The organism is Paenibacillus sp. 79R4, assembly GCF_013393165.1.
GTDB lineage: Bacteria > Bacillota > Bacilli > Paenibacillales > Paenibacillaceae > Fontibacillus.
Genome location: NZ_QJOT01000002.1, coordinates 369,367 through 386,118, shown reverse-complemented (window position 1 = coordinate 386,118; position 16,752 = coordinate 369,367). Strand labels below are relative to the sequence as shown.

Sequence of the window (16,752 nt, the reverse complement as noted above, 5' to 3'; positions counted from 1 at the left end):
GGGAATGAATTAATGAAGGTTTTAGTTACGGGATTCGATCCATTTGGCGGAGATAAAGTGAATCCTGCTTATGAAGCGGTAAAGCGGATTCCGGAACTATTAGCTGGCGCTGAGATTATCAAGCTAGAGGTGCCAACGGTGTTCAGAGAGAGCGGTGAGGTGCTCAAGCAGGCGATTAAGAAACATCGGCCGGAAATTGTGATCTGCGTTGGTCAAGCAGGCGGACGCGCCGCTGTATCCCTGGAACGCGTCGCTATCAATCTGGCAGAAGCGCGGATCCCGGACAATAAGGGCAATCAGCCCTTCGATACAAAGCTTGAGGAGGATGGGGAAACGGCATATTTCACATCTCTGCCGATTAAAGCGATGTGCCGGAGGATCCAGGAGCATGGGCTCCCGGCCTATATCTCTTATACGGCGGGAACCTTTGTCTGCAACGATATCATGTACCGTCTATTATATATGATCGATCGGGAGTTCCCGGAAATTCGCGGCGGCTTTATCCATGTGCCCTTCTCACCTGACCAGGTGATTACCCGCCCTGTTGGGACCCCGTCCATGTCTTTGAGCGATATCGCCCAGTCATTAACCTATGCTGTAGAAGCAGCGGTGGAGACAACAGAGGATATATCCGGAAATGCCGGCACAACACATTGAGTTTCCAGATCAGAGCAGGTTCTTTCAGAACCTGCTCTTGTTTTTCATGCCCGTTACTGCTTGCGCTCCATATAAATATGCTTCGCCTTGATGATCTCCCCTGAAATCTGCAGCAGGCCAAAAGAATATTTCGGTTCACGCCGCTTATCAGTAGGAGAACCGGGATTAAACAGAAGCAGCCCGTTCTCTCTCTTGAGTAATGGTTTATGAGAATGCCCGAACAAAATGGCATCGACCTCCTGCCCCTGGAAGATCTTCATCGCCTTCTCCCGTGCATTGCCGCGGCCTTCAGGCAGAAAACCGTGAGTAAGTCCAACCTTATGTGAACCCAACTGGAGGATTTTGTGATAACCAAACCGCTGGATGATCTCTTCAGGATCATTATTGCCGGCCACCCCTTCAACTGGAGCAAGCGCAGACAGCTGCCTGTAGACCTCCATGCTGGTCCAGTCCCCTAAATGGATAATCAGATCCGCATTGCGGAATTGAGAGACCAGCGCAGGCGGCAGCACTGATGCTCTCTTCGGCATATGGGTATCCGATACAACTCCGATCTTCATCATTAGCGCAGCGGCGAAGCCGCCATACGAATATACGTATGCCTGCGACCTCGTATCGCGATGGACAAAGCCATAATATTGTCCGGAATCGCAATTCCGGTGTATCCTGCATCCCCGATATGAAACACATCGGCTCCCGCCCTTTTTGCACTTAATGCGATCGCCTTGACTGTCTCCGTATCGGCCCCCTCCTGACTCGTACCGATCGCGGCCAAAGCAAGCACCCCCTTCTCCTTCACCTCGGTAATGATCGCAGCCAGCTCCTCCTCGCGCAGCCCGGGGACTGTGCCCGGAGCAGGCAGAAGAATTATATCTGCTCCTGCCTCCGTAATGGCAAGCGCCGCTTCCCGATCGATCACTTTACCGCGCGTTCCTGCACCATGCATTTTCCCGGCGATAATCAGTCCGCCAAAATGCTCGTTCGCAAGCCGGATCGCCTGAGCAATCTGCTCATTCGTAACCCCTGTCTTCGGATTGCCTGTCAGGCATACGAAGTCGGCCCCTAATTCCCTGGCTTTGACCAGACTTGCAGCTGTCGCCCTGCGCCCTTCAGGCAATTGATTCAGCTGTTCGAGCACTTCCGCAGCAGTATCCACGGGCTCCAGATTAATTCCGACCGGCAGCCCTGTTAACCGCTTGACTTCAGCGATCGGATTGTGGATTTGCCGCTCCTCACCGGTATGGTGAAACACATCAAGCGGGGCCAGTCCGCGGACTACGGGGTTAAACACATCAAACACATTAAGCAGACTCATATCTGCACCGAAGGCCTTGGCCAGCTCAGCATTACTGATCTCCGGCAGCATCGGCTGAGAGGCGGCTACCGTCTCCGCGATGACCGTTCGCCCTTCGGCAGCAAGAATCGCTGCCTTTAATTTTTCCCGCGCCATCCTACGGAAGTCGGACGCACGGCAATCCAAGATCCTCTTCATTGGCTCACCTCATTTTTTGAGTAATTACCAACATCCAAGCTCATTGCTTCATTTCGTTCTAACACGCTGGATAACACTTTAAACCATCCTACCAAGAAGTATAACACCTCACTGTAATGAATTCCCAACGGATCAGAAAAACTTCTCCCCTGCCTTCGACCCTGTAGTATAATGTTAAAATGCTGAAAAAAATAACGGCCCATTCGTGGTGCCTATGATTGGAAAGGAAGAAATCATTATGAGTCTTACAGCAGATGGACCATCTGTCTCTACACCACAACCTCAAACTCGATCGCGCCGTCTGCAAGCGGTGTTGATTCTCGGCTGTTTATCCGCCTTCGGCCCATTCTCCTTGGATATGTATTTGCCAGCCTTGCCAGCTCTGGCGAAGGATCTGAATACAACGACTTCGATGGCTCAGCTCAGCCTTACCTCTTGCCTGCTTGGTCTGGCGATTGGGCAGCTCATCGTGGGTCCTTTGAGCGATATGCGCGGCAGACGGATGCCGCTGATCATCTCCCTGACTATGTACGCGATCAGCTCTTTGCTCTGCGTATTCGCTCCAACCGCAGGCTTGCTGAATGTACTTCGCTTCATCCAAGGTCTGTCAGGCTCAGCTGGCATCGTGTTATCCCGTGCCGTCGTACGCGACATGTACTCCGGTTCTGAACTGACCAAGTTCTTCTCGATGCTCATGCTGGTGAACGGGGCAGCTCCCATCCTGGCACCGATCTTCGGCGGTCAGCTGTTGGCCTACGTATCCTGGCGCGGCGTATTCGTCGTATTGTCCATCATCGGCGTTGTGATGATGCTGTCGGTTCTCCTTGGCCTGCCCGAAACATTGCCGAAGGAGAGACGTCAATCCGGCGGCTTAGGAGTCACGCTTCGCACCTTCCGCAAGCTGCTCGCGGATCGCTTGTTTGTTGGATATTGCTTGTCTCAAGGATTGATTACTGCGGCTATGTTCGCTTATATATCCGGCTCCTCCTTCGTTTTGCAAAATATTTACAGCGTATCCGAACAGACCTACAGTTTAATCTTTGCGATGAACGGGGCCGGCATTATTATCGCGAGCCAGCTTACCGGACGTCTGGTCAATCGCTTTAAAGAGACCAAATTGCTTCGCTTCGGATTAGCCCTGGCTGCGATCTCATCCGTTGCCCTGCTGATCGCCATTCTTGTTCATGGAGGCTTGCTATCGATCCTGATTCCATTGTTCTTCGTCGTCTCCTGCGTCGGAATCGTCGGAACCGCCAGCTTCACGCTGGCCATGCAGGATCAAGGCGAATCGGCAGGCAGTGCCTCCGCTTTGCTCGGCCTGCTTCCTTATATTCTTGGTGCCGCTGTAGCACCGCTGGTCGGTCTTGGCGGAGACATGAATGCCCTGCCGATGGGGATCGTGATCGCCGTTGCGGATATCGGTGCTGTCATCTGTTATCTTCTCATCGTGCAAAGAAAGAATTATAATCTGAAGTAACAGATAAATCAGTCAGGGCTTATTATGAAAATGCTAGTAATGAGGAGGTTTCTGCCAAGATGGCTAAGCTGCTATACAGCGTCGGCGGCGTTCTCATCCTTGCCGGATTACTATCGGGTTTCCTCTATTTCGGATGGGTAGAGCATGCCTGGGGCGCTGCATTTACGGTCATCGGATCCGGATTTCTGTCCGGAATTATCTTTGTAGCGCTCGGTGCCATTATCGAACGTCTTGATATGAACGCCTATTATTTGGAAGAACTTCTGGACAGAACACCGCCGTTGCCAGAGAGCAACAAGCCTCGCCCGGCTAAGCATTCATACCTTAAGGACGATTATGCAAAAACCCCGCTTGAGGCTCTGAAGGGCTACAAAATGAACGCTAAGGACTGAACTGGCATCCTGCTATCTGATGATCCTGCTTCATATACGGCAAAAAGACAGCATCTCCCGCAGACGATCTAGATTGATCTGCTGCATAGAGACGCTGTCTTTTCTTCATTTATGTTACTTTAATCCCTTCACTTCGAATCCGTAGATTCGCGCTGCAGTGTCTCCGCCCTGCGTCGGCTTCTCAACGATCAGCTTGGCATAGCGGGCCGAAGTCAGCGCAATTGCATGTTTGCTGACTCCCTTCGTATTGTCATTGATATCTACGACATACGTCCAGTTCTCCCCATCCAGGCTAAGCTGAATTTTGAAGCTTCTCGTATTGAACGCCGCTGGCTCTCCGCCTGCTTCGGCATGCTTGATGACGAATTCGCTGACCTTATGCTCCCCGCCAAGATCCACGGTCAGCGCATGCGGCGCATCGCCAACCGCACACCATTTCGTACGGTCATCGCCATCAACGGCAAACTTAGGTGCTTCCTTCTCATTCACAAAGCTGGATGCGGTCGCCTTCTGATTCAAGGCAAGATCCGCAACTCCGCCAGCCGCTTCCTTTGTCACCGTAATCATCTGACGAGTCACCGCATCTTCGCCTTCACTATTTTTGGCTGTGAGCGTAACCGTATAGGTTCCTTCTTCTTTATAAGTAACTACTGGATTTTGTTCCGTGCTGGAGGAAGGTTCACCACCCGGGAAGCTCCAATTCCAACTCTCCGTAACTTCGGATGATTTATCTGTAAATTTCACCTTATCCCCAGGCGCGATTAGGGTCTGATCCGCTTCAAAGGCAGCTACTGGCTTCGGATAAGCCGGCCACTCAAAGGTAACCCCAGCCGGTTTGCCTGCCTCATAGTGATGATTCATCGGAATAACGACCAGCTTCGTCTCCGCTTCCTTCTCAAGCCGTCTCATTTCCGGTATATAATAGACCGTATTTCCAGTCAGCCCCATCAGTTCATATTTGCCATCCGGCTTCACGCGATAAACTTGGTAGTACAGCACATCCTCCTGATTCTTGGGAGCACTCCATGACAATCTGGCGTCGCCGTAAATGCCATCGCGGAACTCATTTTCCGTTACTTTGATATCTGTAACCGCCTTTGGTGTCTTGGCGTTATCATTCACTTGGGTTACCGCCAACTGGCCGATATTCGCTTGGTAATTCTTAATCGCCGTCGCGCTCTCAATTTCCAGCGACAGGCCGACGATCGTCCGGCCCTTATATTGATTCAGGCGCACCTGACCTTGCAGCCAATCCTCGCTGTCCCCAACCTGCGTCCATTTCTTAGGTTCGAAGAAAGTATACTTATCCGGAGCGTCTGAGAAAGCAACGCCGATCTTCACCTTGCCAGCCTCTGAATTCGATTGATAGATCACCGATAATTCCGTGGTTGCTTCAACCCGCATATTCGCCTTATACAGCTTCAGATGCGTCGGATTTGCAGGTGACAGGTCCCCTTCCAGCTTCAAAGAGCTGCCTCCATTATAGGCTGTGCTGAAGTCAAAGCTCGGAGCAAGCGGAGCTGCACCCTCCTTCGTCTCGGCGATCCAGCGCCAAGTCGGCAGAATATCCTGGAGACTGCGGTTGCTCCAATCCTTCTCGCGCATCACCTTGCCGTTAAGCGCATACAAATGTCCGTTGCCGGTATTAAAATGCGTGATAAATTCCGAGCCGTCAATCACACTCTTATCGACAATATCATGCGCAATGCCTCTCCAGGAGTACGGATTGTCCGCCTCAGATGATGCGGTATTTTGCGGATTTTTGTTGTGGCCAACCCAGAATATTTCTTCCTTCTCCATGTATTCCTCTTGCGTCTTCGAGCTGTTAAACGTCCAGTCCGGACGATAGATGCCCAGGGAGGTCGTAGCCTCTTTGCCATCCGGGAAGAGAACCGGCCAATTATACTCCCCATTGTATCCGTTCGCTTCCACATCAATGCCCGCAAACAGATCATACGGGCTGCGGCCAAGCTCTGCTGCTTTTTGCGGTGAATTCAAATAAGGCGTCACGTAGTCGTACTTGCCGTTCACTTCATCCTTGTACTGCCAGCGGAAATCTAGGAACATCTGGTCGGAGACGCGGGTCTTGTCATCCTGGAAGAACAGCTTGTTCTTGTCGGTGAGAGCGCCCTGCCATTTAATCTGCCCTTCGTCGATCATGGAATCATACCAGACAACCTCCATCTTGGGCCCCTTGATCTGCTGCATATACTTCAGGAACTGCTGCATCTTCGCCGCTTCTTCCTTATTGGCCCCTTGAGTCTCTTGGTTAATGAACCAACCGTCAAAGCCATAATAGTTAGCTGCTTCAATCAGCTTATCAGCTACCGGAAAGGTTCCGTCCTCGCGCTGTTGCAGCAGATCCTTCATCCAATCGATCTTCCCGCCATGCTCTGTTTGCGGCAAGAACACCGTTCCTAGCACGGGTACGCCATTCTTATGAGCGGCATCGATCACATCCGCACTCGGCGGTACGATCAGGCCTTCGCCGGCTGATCCGCCCCACATCACCAGCTTATCGATATACTGCCAGAAACTGAACGTATAGGAATGGAAGTTCTCCGAGCCTTGAGACGGAGCATCGCTCGTACTCGGATACATTGAAGAAAGCGCTATTACTTTTGGCTGAACTTTAGCGGTATCATTGGTCTTTAAGCCCTGGAAACGCCCCTCCTTCAACTCCACTGTCCCCCGGTTAAATGGCGCATCCTTATCCTTCGCCGCAGACCATTCCAAGAGTGTATTCGGATACCAATACGAGGAATGGGGCTGCGCAGCTTTGGCTTGGCCGCTGAAGCCGAACAAGGTCATGGCAAGCACTGCGCTCCCCGCCATCATGGCAATCTGATGCTTCCTCTTGGATCTCATCAAGTAATTATCTTTTGCTCGTTTCATGAAATTGCCTCCTTTGTCTGATTAAAAATCTATTGAAGCAGTCCTCTTTAGAAAGAGAGAAACGGTTCATCCTTCAACCGTTTCTCCAATTGTTGCCTTATGAATCGATTATTTTTGCTCCGCTTTCCAAGCATCAAATTGCTTTTGAGCTTCAGCGATTACTTTATCAATACCTGCATCCTTAAACTTCTGGATTGCCTTCGGCAAATATTCGTCCGGATCTACAGAGCCTGTGTACAGCGAAGGAATGAATTCCTTAGCTACGTTCGTTACCGAAGCCACTTCTGTTTTAACAGGAGCCGTATCGAAGTTGAAGCCAAAGGTTGGTGCTACGATCGCCGAGGAGTTGAATTTCTCAAATGCATCCCATTTATCCTTCGGTTCACCGTCATGCAGATAAGTCAGGAACATATTACCAAGCGCAAAGCCTGGCATAGCATAACTCTCTTGCATGGCAGGAAGGTCTTCAATGTACGGATCTTCCAGCTTCTTGTAGTGCTCATCTTCAATACCGTATTGAATCAAGTTGCGCAGATAAGTATCTGTGTTAAGCAAGTTCAGGAACATCATCGCACGCTCAGGATTTTTCGAGTAAGAAGAAATCGCAAGCATGGAACCGGCAGCAGAGCTAGTGTAGATGACAGGATCTTGCATCGGTCTGGTGATGATGTCGTAACCGGCGCTTCTTGACCAGCCAAGCTCTGCATACGGTTGAGTAATCTCACGGTCAACCAGCCATTTGCCGGTCTTCATGTTGTCGATGCCATCCAAAGTAGCGATATCCTCGCGTACATAACCAGCTTTGTAGTAGTTGCGCATTGTATTCAGAGCAGCTTTCAATTCAGGTGTTTCCAGCAGGTTTGTGAATTTGAAATCCTGCGTATCCAGATACATACCGATCGGAATTTCGTCACCGAGCAGGAAGTCTACTGGCAGATATGGCTTGAAGCTCTTAGGAACGGCCAATGGGGTAATGTCCGACGGCTCGTTTTCTTTGATGGTTTTCAGCAATGGCTCAAGATCCTCAAGAGTCGTTACGTTGGAAATATCGAGATTATATTTATCAACATACTTCTTGTTGAAGCGCCATACGAATTGTTGTGCCAATTCCTTGTTGGCCGGGATACCATAGTTAACTCCGTTTACCTTTGTACCTTCCAGGAAACGAGGGTCAAGCACATCCTTGATTCCTTGGCCATACTTATCAAGCAATTCATTTAATGGCATGAACGCGCCTTTTGCCGCGTTTGGCAGGTAGTCGAAAGCCCAGGAGCTTGTAAATGCGATATCGTAATCTTCACCGGAGCTGGTGATCACCTGCATGCGCTGGCTATAATCGCCCCAGTCAATCATCGTAATATCTAATTTCGCATTGATCTTCTCAGTTACATATTTATTGATCTCTTCCTGTACCTTAGGCAGATCCTTCTGGTTAGGTCCGATCAAATACAGCTTCAAGGTTACCGGGTCCAGCTTGGAAGCATCAATCGTACCGTCATTCTGAACGGCATTCTGCTCCTTACCGGATGATGCGTTGTTCTCTTTCTTGTCTCCGCATCCGGCAAGCACTACGGACAGCAGCATAACCAGCGCGAGTGACAACAATGATAACTTCTTCTTGGTCATTTTCTTTCCCCCTGACTAAATTTTGTGTTGCATTTATTGAAACCGCTTAACAATTTGCCCGGATAACCGGCCGAACCCATGTCCGGCCAATTTCTGAAGCGAAATGTTGCTGCGGTGACAACCATAATTAGGTTTTTACTAATGAGTGTTCAAAAAGTTCGGTTTTCAGCACCGAGAGATTGGATGAAGCTAGGGTCTGAGGAGCGCAGCGTACGAAGTTTGTACGTGAGCACCGGAAGACCCGGGTGAATTCAAGATTCGATGCCGAGTTACTTCTTGATTCGCTTCGTGATCAAAAGCGATCTTTTTAAACTTCCTGATTGGCTTAGCCCTTCACGGAGCCTACCGTCAAGCCCTGTACGAAATAACGCTGGAAGAACGGATACGCCAGAACGATTGGAGTGGTTGCCAGAACAACCATCGCCATCCTCACCGTCTCCTGCGGAATCGTTGCAGCAAAGTCTACTGAAGAACCGATGTTTTGCGCATTCTGAATCAGGAAGTCCATATTCTTCTCAATCTTCATCAACAAGAACTGCATCGGAGGCGTAACCTTCGGGCTATTGAAATACAACAGCGCGTTGAACCAGTCATTCCAATATCCGAGCGAGCTGAACAACCCGATCGTAGCAATCCCTGGCAGCGATACCGGCAATACGATTCTGGCAAAGGTCAGGAACTCTCCTGCCCCGTCGATTTTCGCAGATTCAATGATTTCCTCCGGAATCGTAGTCTGGAAGAACGTCCGCATGACGATGATAAAAAAGGCGTTCATCGACAATGGGAAGATCAGAGCCCAAATCGTGTTCTGCAAGTGCAGGAACTGAGTCATTACGATGTAGCCCGGAACCATACCGCCTGAGAATAACATCGTGAAGAACGCCAGGAAGCTGAAAAATCCGCGGAATTCAAAGCTTCTTCTTGATAGCGCATAGGCGTAGGTCGTAACAAGCGTCAAGCTGAGCAAGGTTCCCAATACAGTGATGAGCAGCGTTACCCCGAAGGAACCCAGCAGCTCGCTGCCTGATTTGAAAATATATTCGTAAGCCTGTGTACTTAATTTGCTTGGAAACAAGCTAAAACCATTAAGCGCCAGTGTCTGTTCATCGGTTAGCGAGATGATGATGACGAAGATGAATGGAAAGACGCAAGAGAATGTAAACAATCCGATGATGACGTTAAATATTGCGTTCCAGAAAGGCGATATAGAATTGTAATCGCGCTTCTTTTTTCTCCCCGCTTCTAACGGTTCGGCGGGCTGAGTCGTAACTTGTGGCATATGAGCACCTCCGTTAAATTAGAAGATCGCATGATCTCTTTCGATTTTTCTGACGATGTAGTTCGCGAGCAAGATCAGCACCAAGCCAACAAGTGATTGATACAGCCCGGCTGCCGTACTCATTCCGATATCACCCATATTGATCAGGCCGCGATATACGAAGGTATCGATAACGTTGGTCACTGGATACAGCGCACCCGAATCCTTAGGCAATTGATAGAACAGACCAAAGTCTGAACGGAAAATTCCGCCGATAGCCAGAATCGTCAAAATAATCATTAACGGTTTAAGCAGAGGTATCGTGATATAACGAATTTGCTTCCACTTCGTCGCCCCATCAATGACCGCAGCTTCATAATAGGATTTATCGATACCTGTAAGAGAAGCGAGATAGACGACGCTGTTATAGCCAACCCCTTTCCAGATCCCGACAAGTACAAGGATGAACGGCCAATACTTCGGTTCGGAATACCAGCTTATTTTGTCTCCGCCGAAGAGTGTAATAAGGTGGTTCAGCGTTCCCTTATCCATGCTCAGGAAGGTAAAGGCGAAATAACTGATAATAACCCATGATAGGAAGTGCGGCAGGAACATCCCTGTCTGATACACCTTCGCCATCTTCTTGTTCACCAATTCACTCAGCATAATCGCAAAAGCAACCGCGATGATAAGCCCCAGGAAAATGAAGAACAGATTGTACAATATCGTGTTTCTGGTAATGATGTAAGCATCATTAGTTGAAAACAAATACTCGAAATTTTTGAACCCGACCCACTTGCTGTTAATCACGCTGGCAAAGAAGCCATCGCGGCTAATTCGGAAATCCTTAAATGCAAGAACCGTACCGAACATAGGCAAATAAGCAAAAATTAAAAACCAAATTGTCCCTGGCAAAATCATGATCAGCAAGGCCCTGTTTCTAATCACTTTTTTCAAAAATGCTGCCATGATTCTCTCCCCCCTTTACTGCTGTCATCCTCTGGTGCCTAAAAAGCCCGCTTGGATGGAATATGGAATCTAGCATCTTCTAACTGCTTCTATTTTCCCAAGAAAGCGCTGCCTGCAACAAGTTGAAAAATGCTCGAATCATATGTACAAATTAAAGAAATATGTACAAAATTAAAGAACCGCCCGTATTACACGGACGATTCCCAGCGCTGGTAAAGGATATTTACTTCGTGTACATATGCCTTAGTTCTGTCGGAGATACCCCCGCATATTTCTTGAACTGCCGGTAGAAATAAGACGTATCGATATAACCCACGCTGACTGCAATCTCCGCCGTCTTCTGATCCGTATGAATTAACAACTGCGTTGCTTTCTCAATCCGATACTGGTTCACGTAATCCGAAAAGCTAAGGCCAACCTCCTGCTGAAACAGCTGACCTAAATAGTTCGGATGCATATCCAGCTTCTGGCTTAACGTTTTAAGCGACAATTCCTCGGCATAGTGCTCTCTCACCTGCTCAAGCAGCATGGCCACATGCCCGCTATATTCCTGCTGAACGGTGTCTCTGTTCCCCAGGCTGCGCTGTACCACAGAGCTAACATGGCGAATCAATCCCTGAATCGTGTTCATCCTGGCAAGCGCGGCAAATACTTCGCTATAATCGGGGTGAGCCTCCATATCCTTCGCACTCAGCATAAGCTGAATCGCCATATTCATACATTCGCTTCTCGGGATAATATCATGCTCGAACTGCCCGAGGAGCAGCGACTCGATGAATTCGATAACAGGCTCTTGTTTCCCATCGATCAGTAGTCTCACATAATGTTCCTGATCCCATATTACTGAATGAGCCCCCTCCACTTTCGTATGCGGTCCATTCATATATACCGTTTGATCCTGACAAGAGATCAGCCATTGCTGGAACACCTGCTTGGCTTGCTTGTAGCTGTCCTGAACACCATAGAAATCGCTGCTTACAGCACTGCTTACCGCCCATACCGGCAATCCCGTCATCTCAGAGATTCTCCTCGCCGTGTCGGGGGCGTTCTCCAGTATGGACTGATGATGCTCGGGATGATCAGAGACATACAGCATCACCAGATCTTCGTCCGCATCCGGGAAGCAGATCACCTCATCCTCTTCTTCGATAGCTTCCCGTGCGATAACTGCGCATTCCTCGCACAATCCGTGCAGACGGTACAGCCGGGAGATCGGCTTCTCTTCCGAGATGACGCGGAACATCACGGCCTGAACATATTTATAATGGAGCGGAATTCCCAGCAATTCGGCACGATGCTTGAATTCCTGACCTTCGATCTCGCCCAGAACCCAGCGCTGCAGAATATTGCTGCGCAGCACCCTCCAATCCTCCTCATACCGGAACAGATTCAGCTCTTCCCGCTCCCAATCTCCGCGAATATGTCGGATCGTCGATTCCAGTTCATCAATGTTAATCGGCTTCAATATGTAATTCTCAATTCCGAGCGTAATTCCCACTTTTACATACTCGAATTCCTCATAGCCACTCAGCACTATAAAGCGCGTGCGAGGATGAATCTGCTTCACTCTGCGGATCAATTCCAGTCCGTTCATACGGGGCATCATAATGTCCGTAATTAATAGATCGATCGGTTCCTCCATAATCCGCTGCAAGGCGGTCTCTCCATCATTCGCCGATCCGGCTATTTCAATACCGTACTGCTGCCAGTCGGTAATCGAGCTGAGACCTTGAGCGATCAATGGCTCATCATCTACAAAAAACACCTTTTTCATTAAAGTATCCCTTCTTTCAGCATCGGTATTTCCATGCGCACCTCCGTACCTTTTCCAGGCTCACTGGACACGCTCAGACCATATTCCTCCCCATAGTTCATCCGGATTCGATCATGCACATTGATCAGTCCGATTGAAGGATTGCTCTTCTCCATGAGATTGGAGGACAGCTGAGAAGCTCCGGACAACATCTTGTCGATCTCCTGCATGCGCTCGGCCGGAATTCCCGTTCCGTTGTCCCGAACAGTAATTACCACCCTTTCCCCTTCCCGCACCGCAGAGATCCTCACCTGATTGTCATCATCGAGAGATCGGAATCCATGCACAATATAATTCTCTACAATCGGCTGCACAAGCAGCTTAATGATACTACAGCCACTGATCACAGGCTCCACCTCGATGGCGACTTCAATCCGGCCCTCGTAACGGATTTGCAGCAAATCAAGATAGATAGAGCACATCTCAATCTCTTCCTTGATCGTAATCACCGTGTCTTTCTTCACCATGCCTTTGAACATCACGGAAAGACTATACACCATCTTGCCGACATCCCGAGCTCCCTCCGAATATGCCTTCATCCGAATCGACTCAAGCGTATTGTACAAAAAATGCGGGTTAATCTGGGATTGCAGAGCTACCAGCTCAGCATGCTTCTGTTTGATTTCCGAGGTGTACATTTTATCAATATATTGTTCAAGCCTCTCACACATATCATTAAATCTTTGTGAAATTTGTTGCAATTCATCCTCCCCAGGCATCTGAATCCGCGTTGACAGGTCTCCTTCCCCTATGCGGCTCATCGAGACGATGATTCTGCGAATCTTCTTGGAGAATTTCCTCATCACGGTAGAAGTCAGCACGAAGCTGGCCACAAAGAACAATAATGTAATGAGTATCAATGTATTGCGAAGGCTGCCGGTGCTTGCCTCAATCGAGGATTTGGACACGATGCCTATGACGGTCAATCCGGCATTCCCGGTATCGAGCACATTGATCCTGGAGGGTTCATCCAAGTCGACCCATTTGCCTGCTGTGTTCAACTCATAGCGATAAGGATAATCCTGTCCAACATATTCCCCTGTGGAATCGTATAGAACCTTGCCTTGTGAAGTCATGACCAGCATTTGCCCATGCGTAGCAGGTACCCGACTGCTTAACCAATTTGCCAGCTGCTTGCTGTCAAAATCAACGACCAGCATGCCAATTCGATCCAGTGTCCATGGATCCTGAAGCTCCCGCGCATAGGAATAAATCTGGGCAGAAGTCGATTTTGCCGTGGTACCGGCTTCCGGACTATTGCTCACCGTGTCCCAAGTGTAGGCGCGGCGCGTCATCAGCCAATTGTTCCATGTCTCATCGGAACCGCTTTCATATTGCAACTGTTGCTTCTCTCTTTCAAAATTCATGCCAAATTTGCGCGGGTAGCTGTAGATGGACACCCTCTTAGCCCCAGACTCCTGCTCCATATAATTTTTAACTAAGGTGCTGTAGGAGCGCAGCCGCTGCTCATTCGTCTTCGTAAATTGATTCAGACGGTAACCCAGATAGTTTTCATAGGGATTATTAAGAAAATAGACCAGATCATCGCTAAGCGTCGCATCCCCATAGATCTGCTGAATCGTATTCTGAATATTCTCATATTGCCTATTAAGATAAATGCTGAGAACCTGCGCCGTCTTCATATTGGCATCCGTCTCTTCGCGGATAATCCGCTGCAGCTGATACTGATACACCAGAACCGCTGCGGTTACGAACAGCACCATCATGACCGCTGAATACAACAGAATAATCTTGTTGAACATTTTTCGCTTCAGATGATTGAGATAAAATCTGCGAATCTTTGACACGAAGGAACACTCCTGTCCATTGATATACTGTCCGCGTTACAGTGTAACACTGCTTCTCCAAATCGGGCAAACTGATTTTTTGTGAAGGTTACTTCTGTCAAAGATTCGCTATTTCATAAAAAAAGAGACCACGGACGTATCTACTTCATACGTGCGCAGTCTCTATTCCATCGCGGTTCACTATTGATAGGTCTCAACCATCTGTACATATTGCCGGTGCAATACTTCAACTTGTTGTTCGGCTTGACGCTCCGATCCGGACAAATGATCCATGAGCTCATCCACTTGGGATGCCTTGGTGATGACCTGATTTAATATCTCCTTGATCCGTCCCTGAACAAACCAGTCCGTAATCAAATTATCGAAGAAATAGTCGGTAAAGGTGAGAAAGCCTTCGATCTTCATATCTACAGCTAAAGTACCGCCTACATCGCGCAATTCCTTACTGAATCGCTGCAGATGGTTCTCCGCCCGATACACATGCTCCATCGCCTCATCAATGCGGCTGTGCTTGATATGGGTCGAGATCATACCCCCGCCCAACATATCATAAGTGCCCCAGTTCCTGGCCGAATTCAGACTCTCCTCCGCCAGTTTTAAATCCTCCTGTACACTTCTTCCCGCATCCAATGCTTCTTGCAATTCTTTTTTCTGTACCATAAGTTCAGCGAGACGATCCGCAAGCTCCCTTAACTCCGGGTTGCTATCCAGAATACGTCGTTCCTTCTCCTGAAATAAATGCTCATAGTCCGCTTTCGAATTGTGAACCTCCCGAATCCGCTGCTGTACTTGCCCGATCTGCTGCTGCACATCCTGAACCGCCCGTTCGGCATGCTCATACTTAACCTTCGCCTCCAGCGCTTCCCGCTGCTCCTGGTCAAGCTTCTCCAGCTTCTTGCCGAGGATCGAGTAGATAAAGGCGGATAACGATGTACCGCTTAGGCGTTCAACATCCTTCTCCTCAGCAGCCAGCTTTCTATATGATTGATCCCTAGTACGCTCCAGCTCGGCCAATTCTTCCTGCAGCTGATGGAGCCTGGCCTCCCATTTCTCTATCCCGCGTGCCTTTTCCTTCATCGCAGCAAGCCGTTCATTCAAATCCTCAAACATTCGCATCCCTGCTTTCTGAAAATGGATTCCTAGTTCGGATTAACGCTCAAACTCCCCAATCATAGAGGCCTGGATAACTCTCGTCCGACCGAACGGAACGGATAATTATGCTGATAAGAATAGCGACAAACCCATATAGCCCCCAGGTTGCATTTCATATCCGGCTTGCAGCAATAACACGATGGGCGCTCCGCCTGTCATACAGATGAGACACTTTATCCGAAGACCCTTCCAGAACCTATTTTGACTCTTGATAGTTATAACGTAGAGAATGCAAATTGGTTTCATCCATCAAGTATCTGAGCTGGATTCCCAGGTTAGGGCCCCTAACCTTTCCGCCTCCTGCACTGCCAACTCGCAAACTCGATGACTCTCCAACATATCGCTTATTGAAATTTGAGGCTGCTTGCCCTCCCGAACACAACTCAGGAAGTGATCTGTCATATCAACAAAGCCTCTTCGGTATAACACGGGGTCCCAATCCTTGAATTTTAGATGCTTCTCCTCGCCATTCGCAAAATGAACGGTAGTATTCAAGCCATCCACGACCCATTTATTACCGGGATTCATCACCTCAAGAATTTCTTCATTCGTACCGGAGTCGCGGTTCATCACTCCGATACACGTAAACCCCTCACCTTCCAGCTGAAGCGTAATATGGTAGAGCTGTCCTTCATGAATATAAGGCGAAACCTTCACCTGCTTCACTCCACCTGGAGCCAAGTAACGCAGGGTATCAATCACATGGATGAAGTCGTCAAAAATAAACCGCCGCGCCATGTCAGGCAGGGCAATGCGATTCTTCTGCAGCATGATCATTCGCGGTGCTGCTTCGCTTTTCAAAGAAGCGACCATGGGTGCATAACGGCGGTTGAAGCCCACCATAAGCAGCACTTGCTTCTCCTCCGCCAGCTTGGCAATCCTCTCGCATTCCGCATAGTGATATGAAATAGGCTTATCCACAAACACATGAATTCCGTGAATGATTAATTGTTCAGCGATCCGGGCATGCGATTCTGTCGCTGTATGTATGAAAGCCGCCTGGATTCCGGACTGGATGAGCTGCTCCACACTTCCCGCCGTCTCGGCGACCCGATATTTAGCCTGTAAATGCTCCAAAGTCTGGCTATTTCTCGTACACAGCACAAGCTCGATATCTTCTCGATCTGTCATTACCGGTAAATACGCCTTCTTGGCAATATCGCCAAGTCCTATAATACCAACACGCATTGTAATTTCCTCCCCGATAGGTTCT

The 16,752-nt window shown here is 48.9% G+C and carries 13 protein-coding genes; 3 read left to right on the top strand and 10 right to left on the bottom strand.

Annotated elements, in window-relative coordinates; translation table 11 throughout:
- The first annotated feature begins 12 nt into the window (after window positions 1-12).
- The gene (gene pcp, locus DMN77_RS03700) at window positions 13-657 is read left to right on the top strand and encodes a pyroglutamyl-peptidase I (RefSeq protein WP_068781025.1); all 645 of its coding nucleotides are present in this window, start codon (window positions 13-15) and stop codon (window positions 655-657) included.
- A gap of 53 nt (window positions 658-710) precedes the next feature.
- On the opposite strand, the gene DMN77_RS03695 is transcribed toward pcp, so the two are convergent.
- Complete coding sequence (locus DMN77_RS03695) at window positions 711-1,217, bottom strand: metallophosphoesterase family protein (protein ID WP_068781473.1); 507 nt, start codon at window positions 1,215-1,217, stop codon at window positions 711-713.
- Between the two features lie 2 nt (window positions 1,218-1,219).
- Window positions 1,220-2,149: a DUF7916 family protein gene (locus DMN77_RS03690; RefSeq protein WP_179013575.1), complete on the bottom strand. Its 930-nt coding sequence runs from the start codon at window positions 2,147-2,149 to the stop codon at window positions 1,220-1,222.
- 238 nt (window positions 2,150-2,387) lie between these two features.
- On the opposite strand from DMN77_RS03690, the gene DMN77_RS03685 reads away from it, so the two are divergent.
- Window positions 2,388-3,626, top strand: a complete 1,239-nt coding sequence (locus DMN77_RS03685; RefSeq protein WP_179013574.1) for a multidrug effflux MFS transporter — start codon at window positions 2,388-2,390, stop codon at window positions 3,624-3,626.
- A gap of 59 nt (window positions 3,627-3,685) precedes the next feature.
- Entirely contained in the window at window positions 3,686-4,018 is a 333-nt protein-coding gene (locus DMN77_RS03680) for a hypothetical protein (protein ID WP_068781022.1), read from the top strand.
- 114 nt (window positions 4,019-4,132) lie between these two features.
- On the opposite strand, the gene DMN77_RS03675 is transcribed toward DMN77_RS03680, so the two are convergent.
- The 8 genes from DMN77_RS03675 to DMN77_RS03640 all read right to left on the bottom strand — a co-directional run bounded on the left by DMN77_RS03675 (window position 4,133) and on the right by DMN77_RS03640 (window position 16,727).
- Window positions 4,133-6,913, bottom strand: a complete 2,781-nt coding sequence (locus DMN77_RS03675) for an endo-beta-N-acetylglucosaminidase (protein ID WP_179013572.1) — start codon at window positions 6,911-6,913, stop codon at window positions 4,133-4,135.
- 108 nt (window positions 6,914-7,021) lie between these two features.
- Entirely contained in the window at window positions 7,022-8,539 is a 1,518-nt protein-coding gene (locus tag DMN77_RS03670) for an ABC transporter substrate-binding protein (protein WP_179013571.1), read from the bottom strand.
- 325 nt (window positions 8,540-8,864) lie between these two features.
- The gene (locus tag DMN77_RS03665) at window positions 8,865-9,818 is read right to left on the bottom strand and encodes a carbohydrate ABC transporter permease (RefSeq protein WP_068781019.1); all 954 of its coding nucleotides are present in this window, start codon (window positions 9,816-9,818) and stop codon (window positions 8,865-8,867) included.
- Window positions 9,819-9,836: 18 nt separating this feature from the next.
- Window positions 9,837-10,766 (bottom strand): ABC transporter permease, encoded by a 930-nt coding sequence (locus DMN77_RS03660; protein WP_068781018.1) that lies wholly within the window; start codon window positions 10,764-10,766, stop codon window positions 9,837-9,839.
- A 223-nt stretch (window positions 10,767-10,989) separates the two neighbouring features.
- A complete protein-coding gene (locus tag DMN77_RS03655) occupies window positions 10,990-12,540 on the bottom strand; it encodes a response regulator transcription factor (protein WP_179013569.1) in 1,551 nt (516 codons plus the stop codon).
- Window positions 12,540-14,387: a sensor histidine kinase gene (locus DMN77_RS03650; protein ID WP_372775303.1), complete on the bottom strand. Its 1,848-nt coding sequence runs from the start codon at window positions 14,385-14,387 to the stop codon at window positions 12,540-12,542. Before DMN77_RS03650 ends, DMN77_RS03655 begins: the two co-directional genes overlap by 1 nt.
- Window positions 14,388-14,567: 180 nt before the next feature.
- On the bottom strand, window positions 14,568-15,497 hold the full coding sequence (locus DMN77_RS03645; RefSeq protein WP_068781015.1) for a hypothetical protein: 930 nt from the start codon (window positions 15,495-15,497) through the stop codon (window positions 14,568-14,570).
- Window positions 15,498-15,788: 291 nt separating this feature from the next.
- The gene (locus DMN77_RS03640) at window positions 15,789-16,727 is read right to left on the bottom strand and encodes a Gfo/Idh/MocA family protein (RefSeq protein ID WP_179013567.1); all 939 of its coding nucleotides are present in this window, start codon (window positions 16,725-16,727) and stop codon (window positions 15,789-15,791) included.
- Window positions 16,728-16,752: the final 25 nt, after the last annotated feature.

Coding starts and splice junctions, on each gene's coding strand:
- DMN77_RS03680 (WP_068781022.1), top strand. CDS start 3,686: ATGGCTAAGCTGCTATACAGCGTCGGCGGCGTTCTCATCCTTGCCGGA.
- DMN77_RS03640 (WP_179013567.1), bottom strand. CDS start 16,727: ATGCGTGTTGGTATTATAGGACTTGGCGATATTGCCAAGAAGGCGTAT.
- DMN77_RS03645 (WP_068781015.1), bottom strand. CDS start 15,497: ATGTTTGAGGATTTGAATGAACGGCTTGCTGCGATGAAGGAAAAGGCA.
- DMN77_RS03665 (WP_068781019.1), bottom strand. CDS start 9,818: ATGCCACAAGTTACGACTCAGCCCGCCGAACCGTTAGAAGCGGGGAGA.
- DMN77_RS03660 (WP_068781018.1), bottom strand. CDS start 10,766: ATGGCAGCATTTTTGAAAAAAGTGATTAGAAACAGGGCCTTGCTGATC.
- pcp (WP_068781025.1), top strand. CDS start 13: ATGAAGGTTTTAGTTACGGGATTCGATCCATTTGGCGGAGATAAAGTG.
- DMN77_RS03685 (WP_179013574.1), top strand. CDS start 2,388: ATGAGTCTTACAGCAGATGGACCATCTGTCTCTACACCACAACCTCAA.
- DMN77_RS03690 (WP_179013575.1), bottom strand. CDS start 2,149: ATGAAGAGGATCTTGGATTGCCGTGCGTCCGACTTCCGTAGGATGGCG.
- DMN77_RS03695 (WP_068781473.1), bottom strand. CDS start 1,217: ATGAAGATCGGAGTTGTATCGGATACCCATATGCCGAAGAGAGCATCA.
- DMN77_RS03670 (WP_179013571.1), bottom strand. CDS start 8,539: ATGACCAAGAAGAAGTTATCATTGTTGTCACTCGCGCTGGTTATGCTG.
- DMN77_RS03675 (WP_179013572.1), bottom strand. CDS start 6,913: ATGAAACGAGCAAAAGATAATTACTTGATGAGATCCAAGAGGAAGCAT.
- DMN77_RS03655 (WP_179013569.1), bottom strand. CDS start 12,540: ATGAAAAAGGTGTTTTTTGTAGATGATGAGCCATTGATCGCTCAAGGT.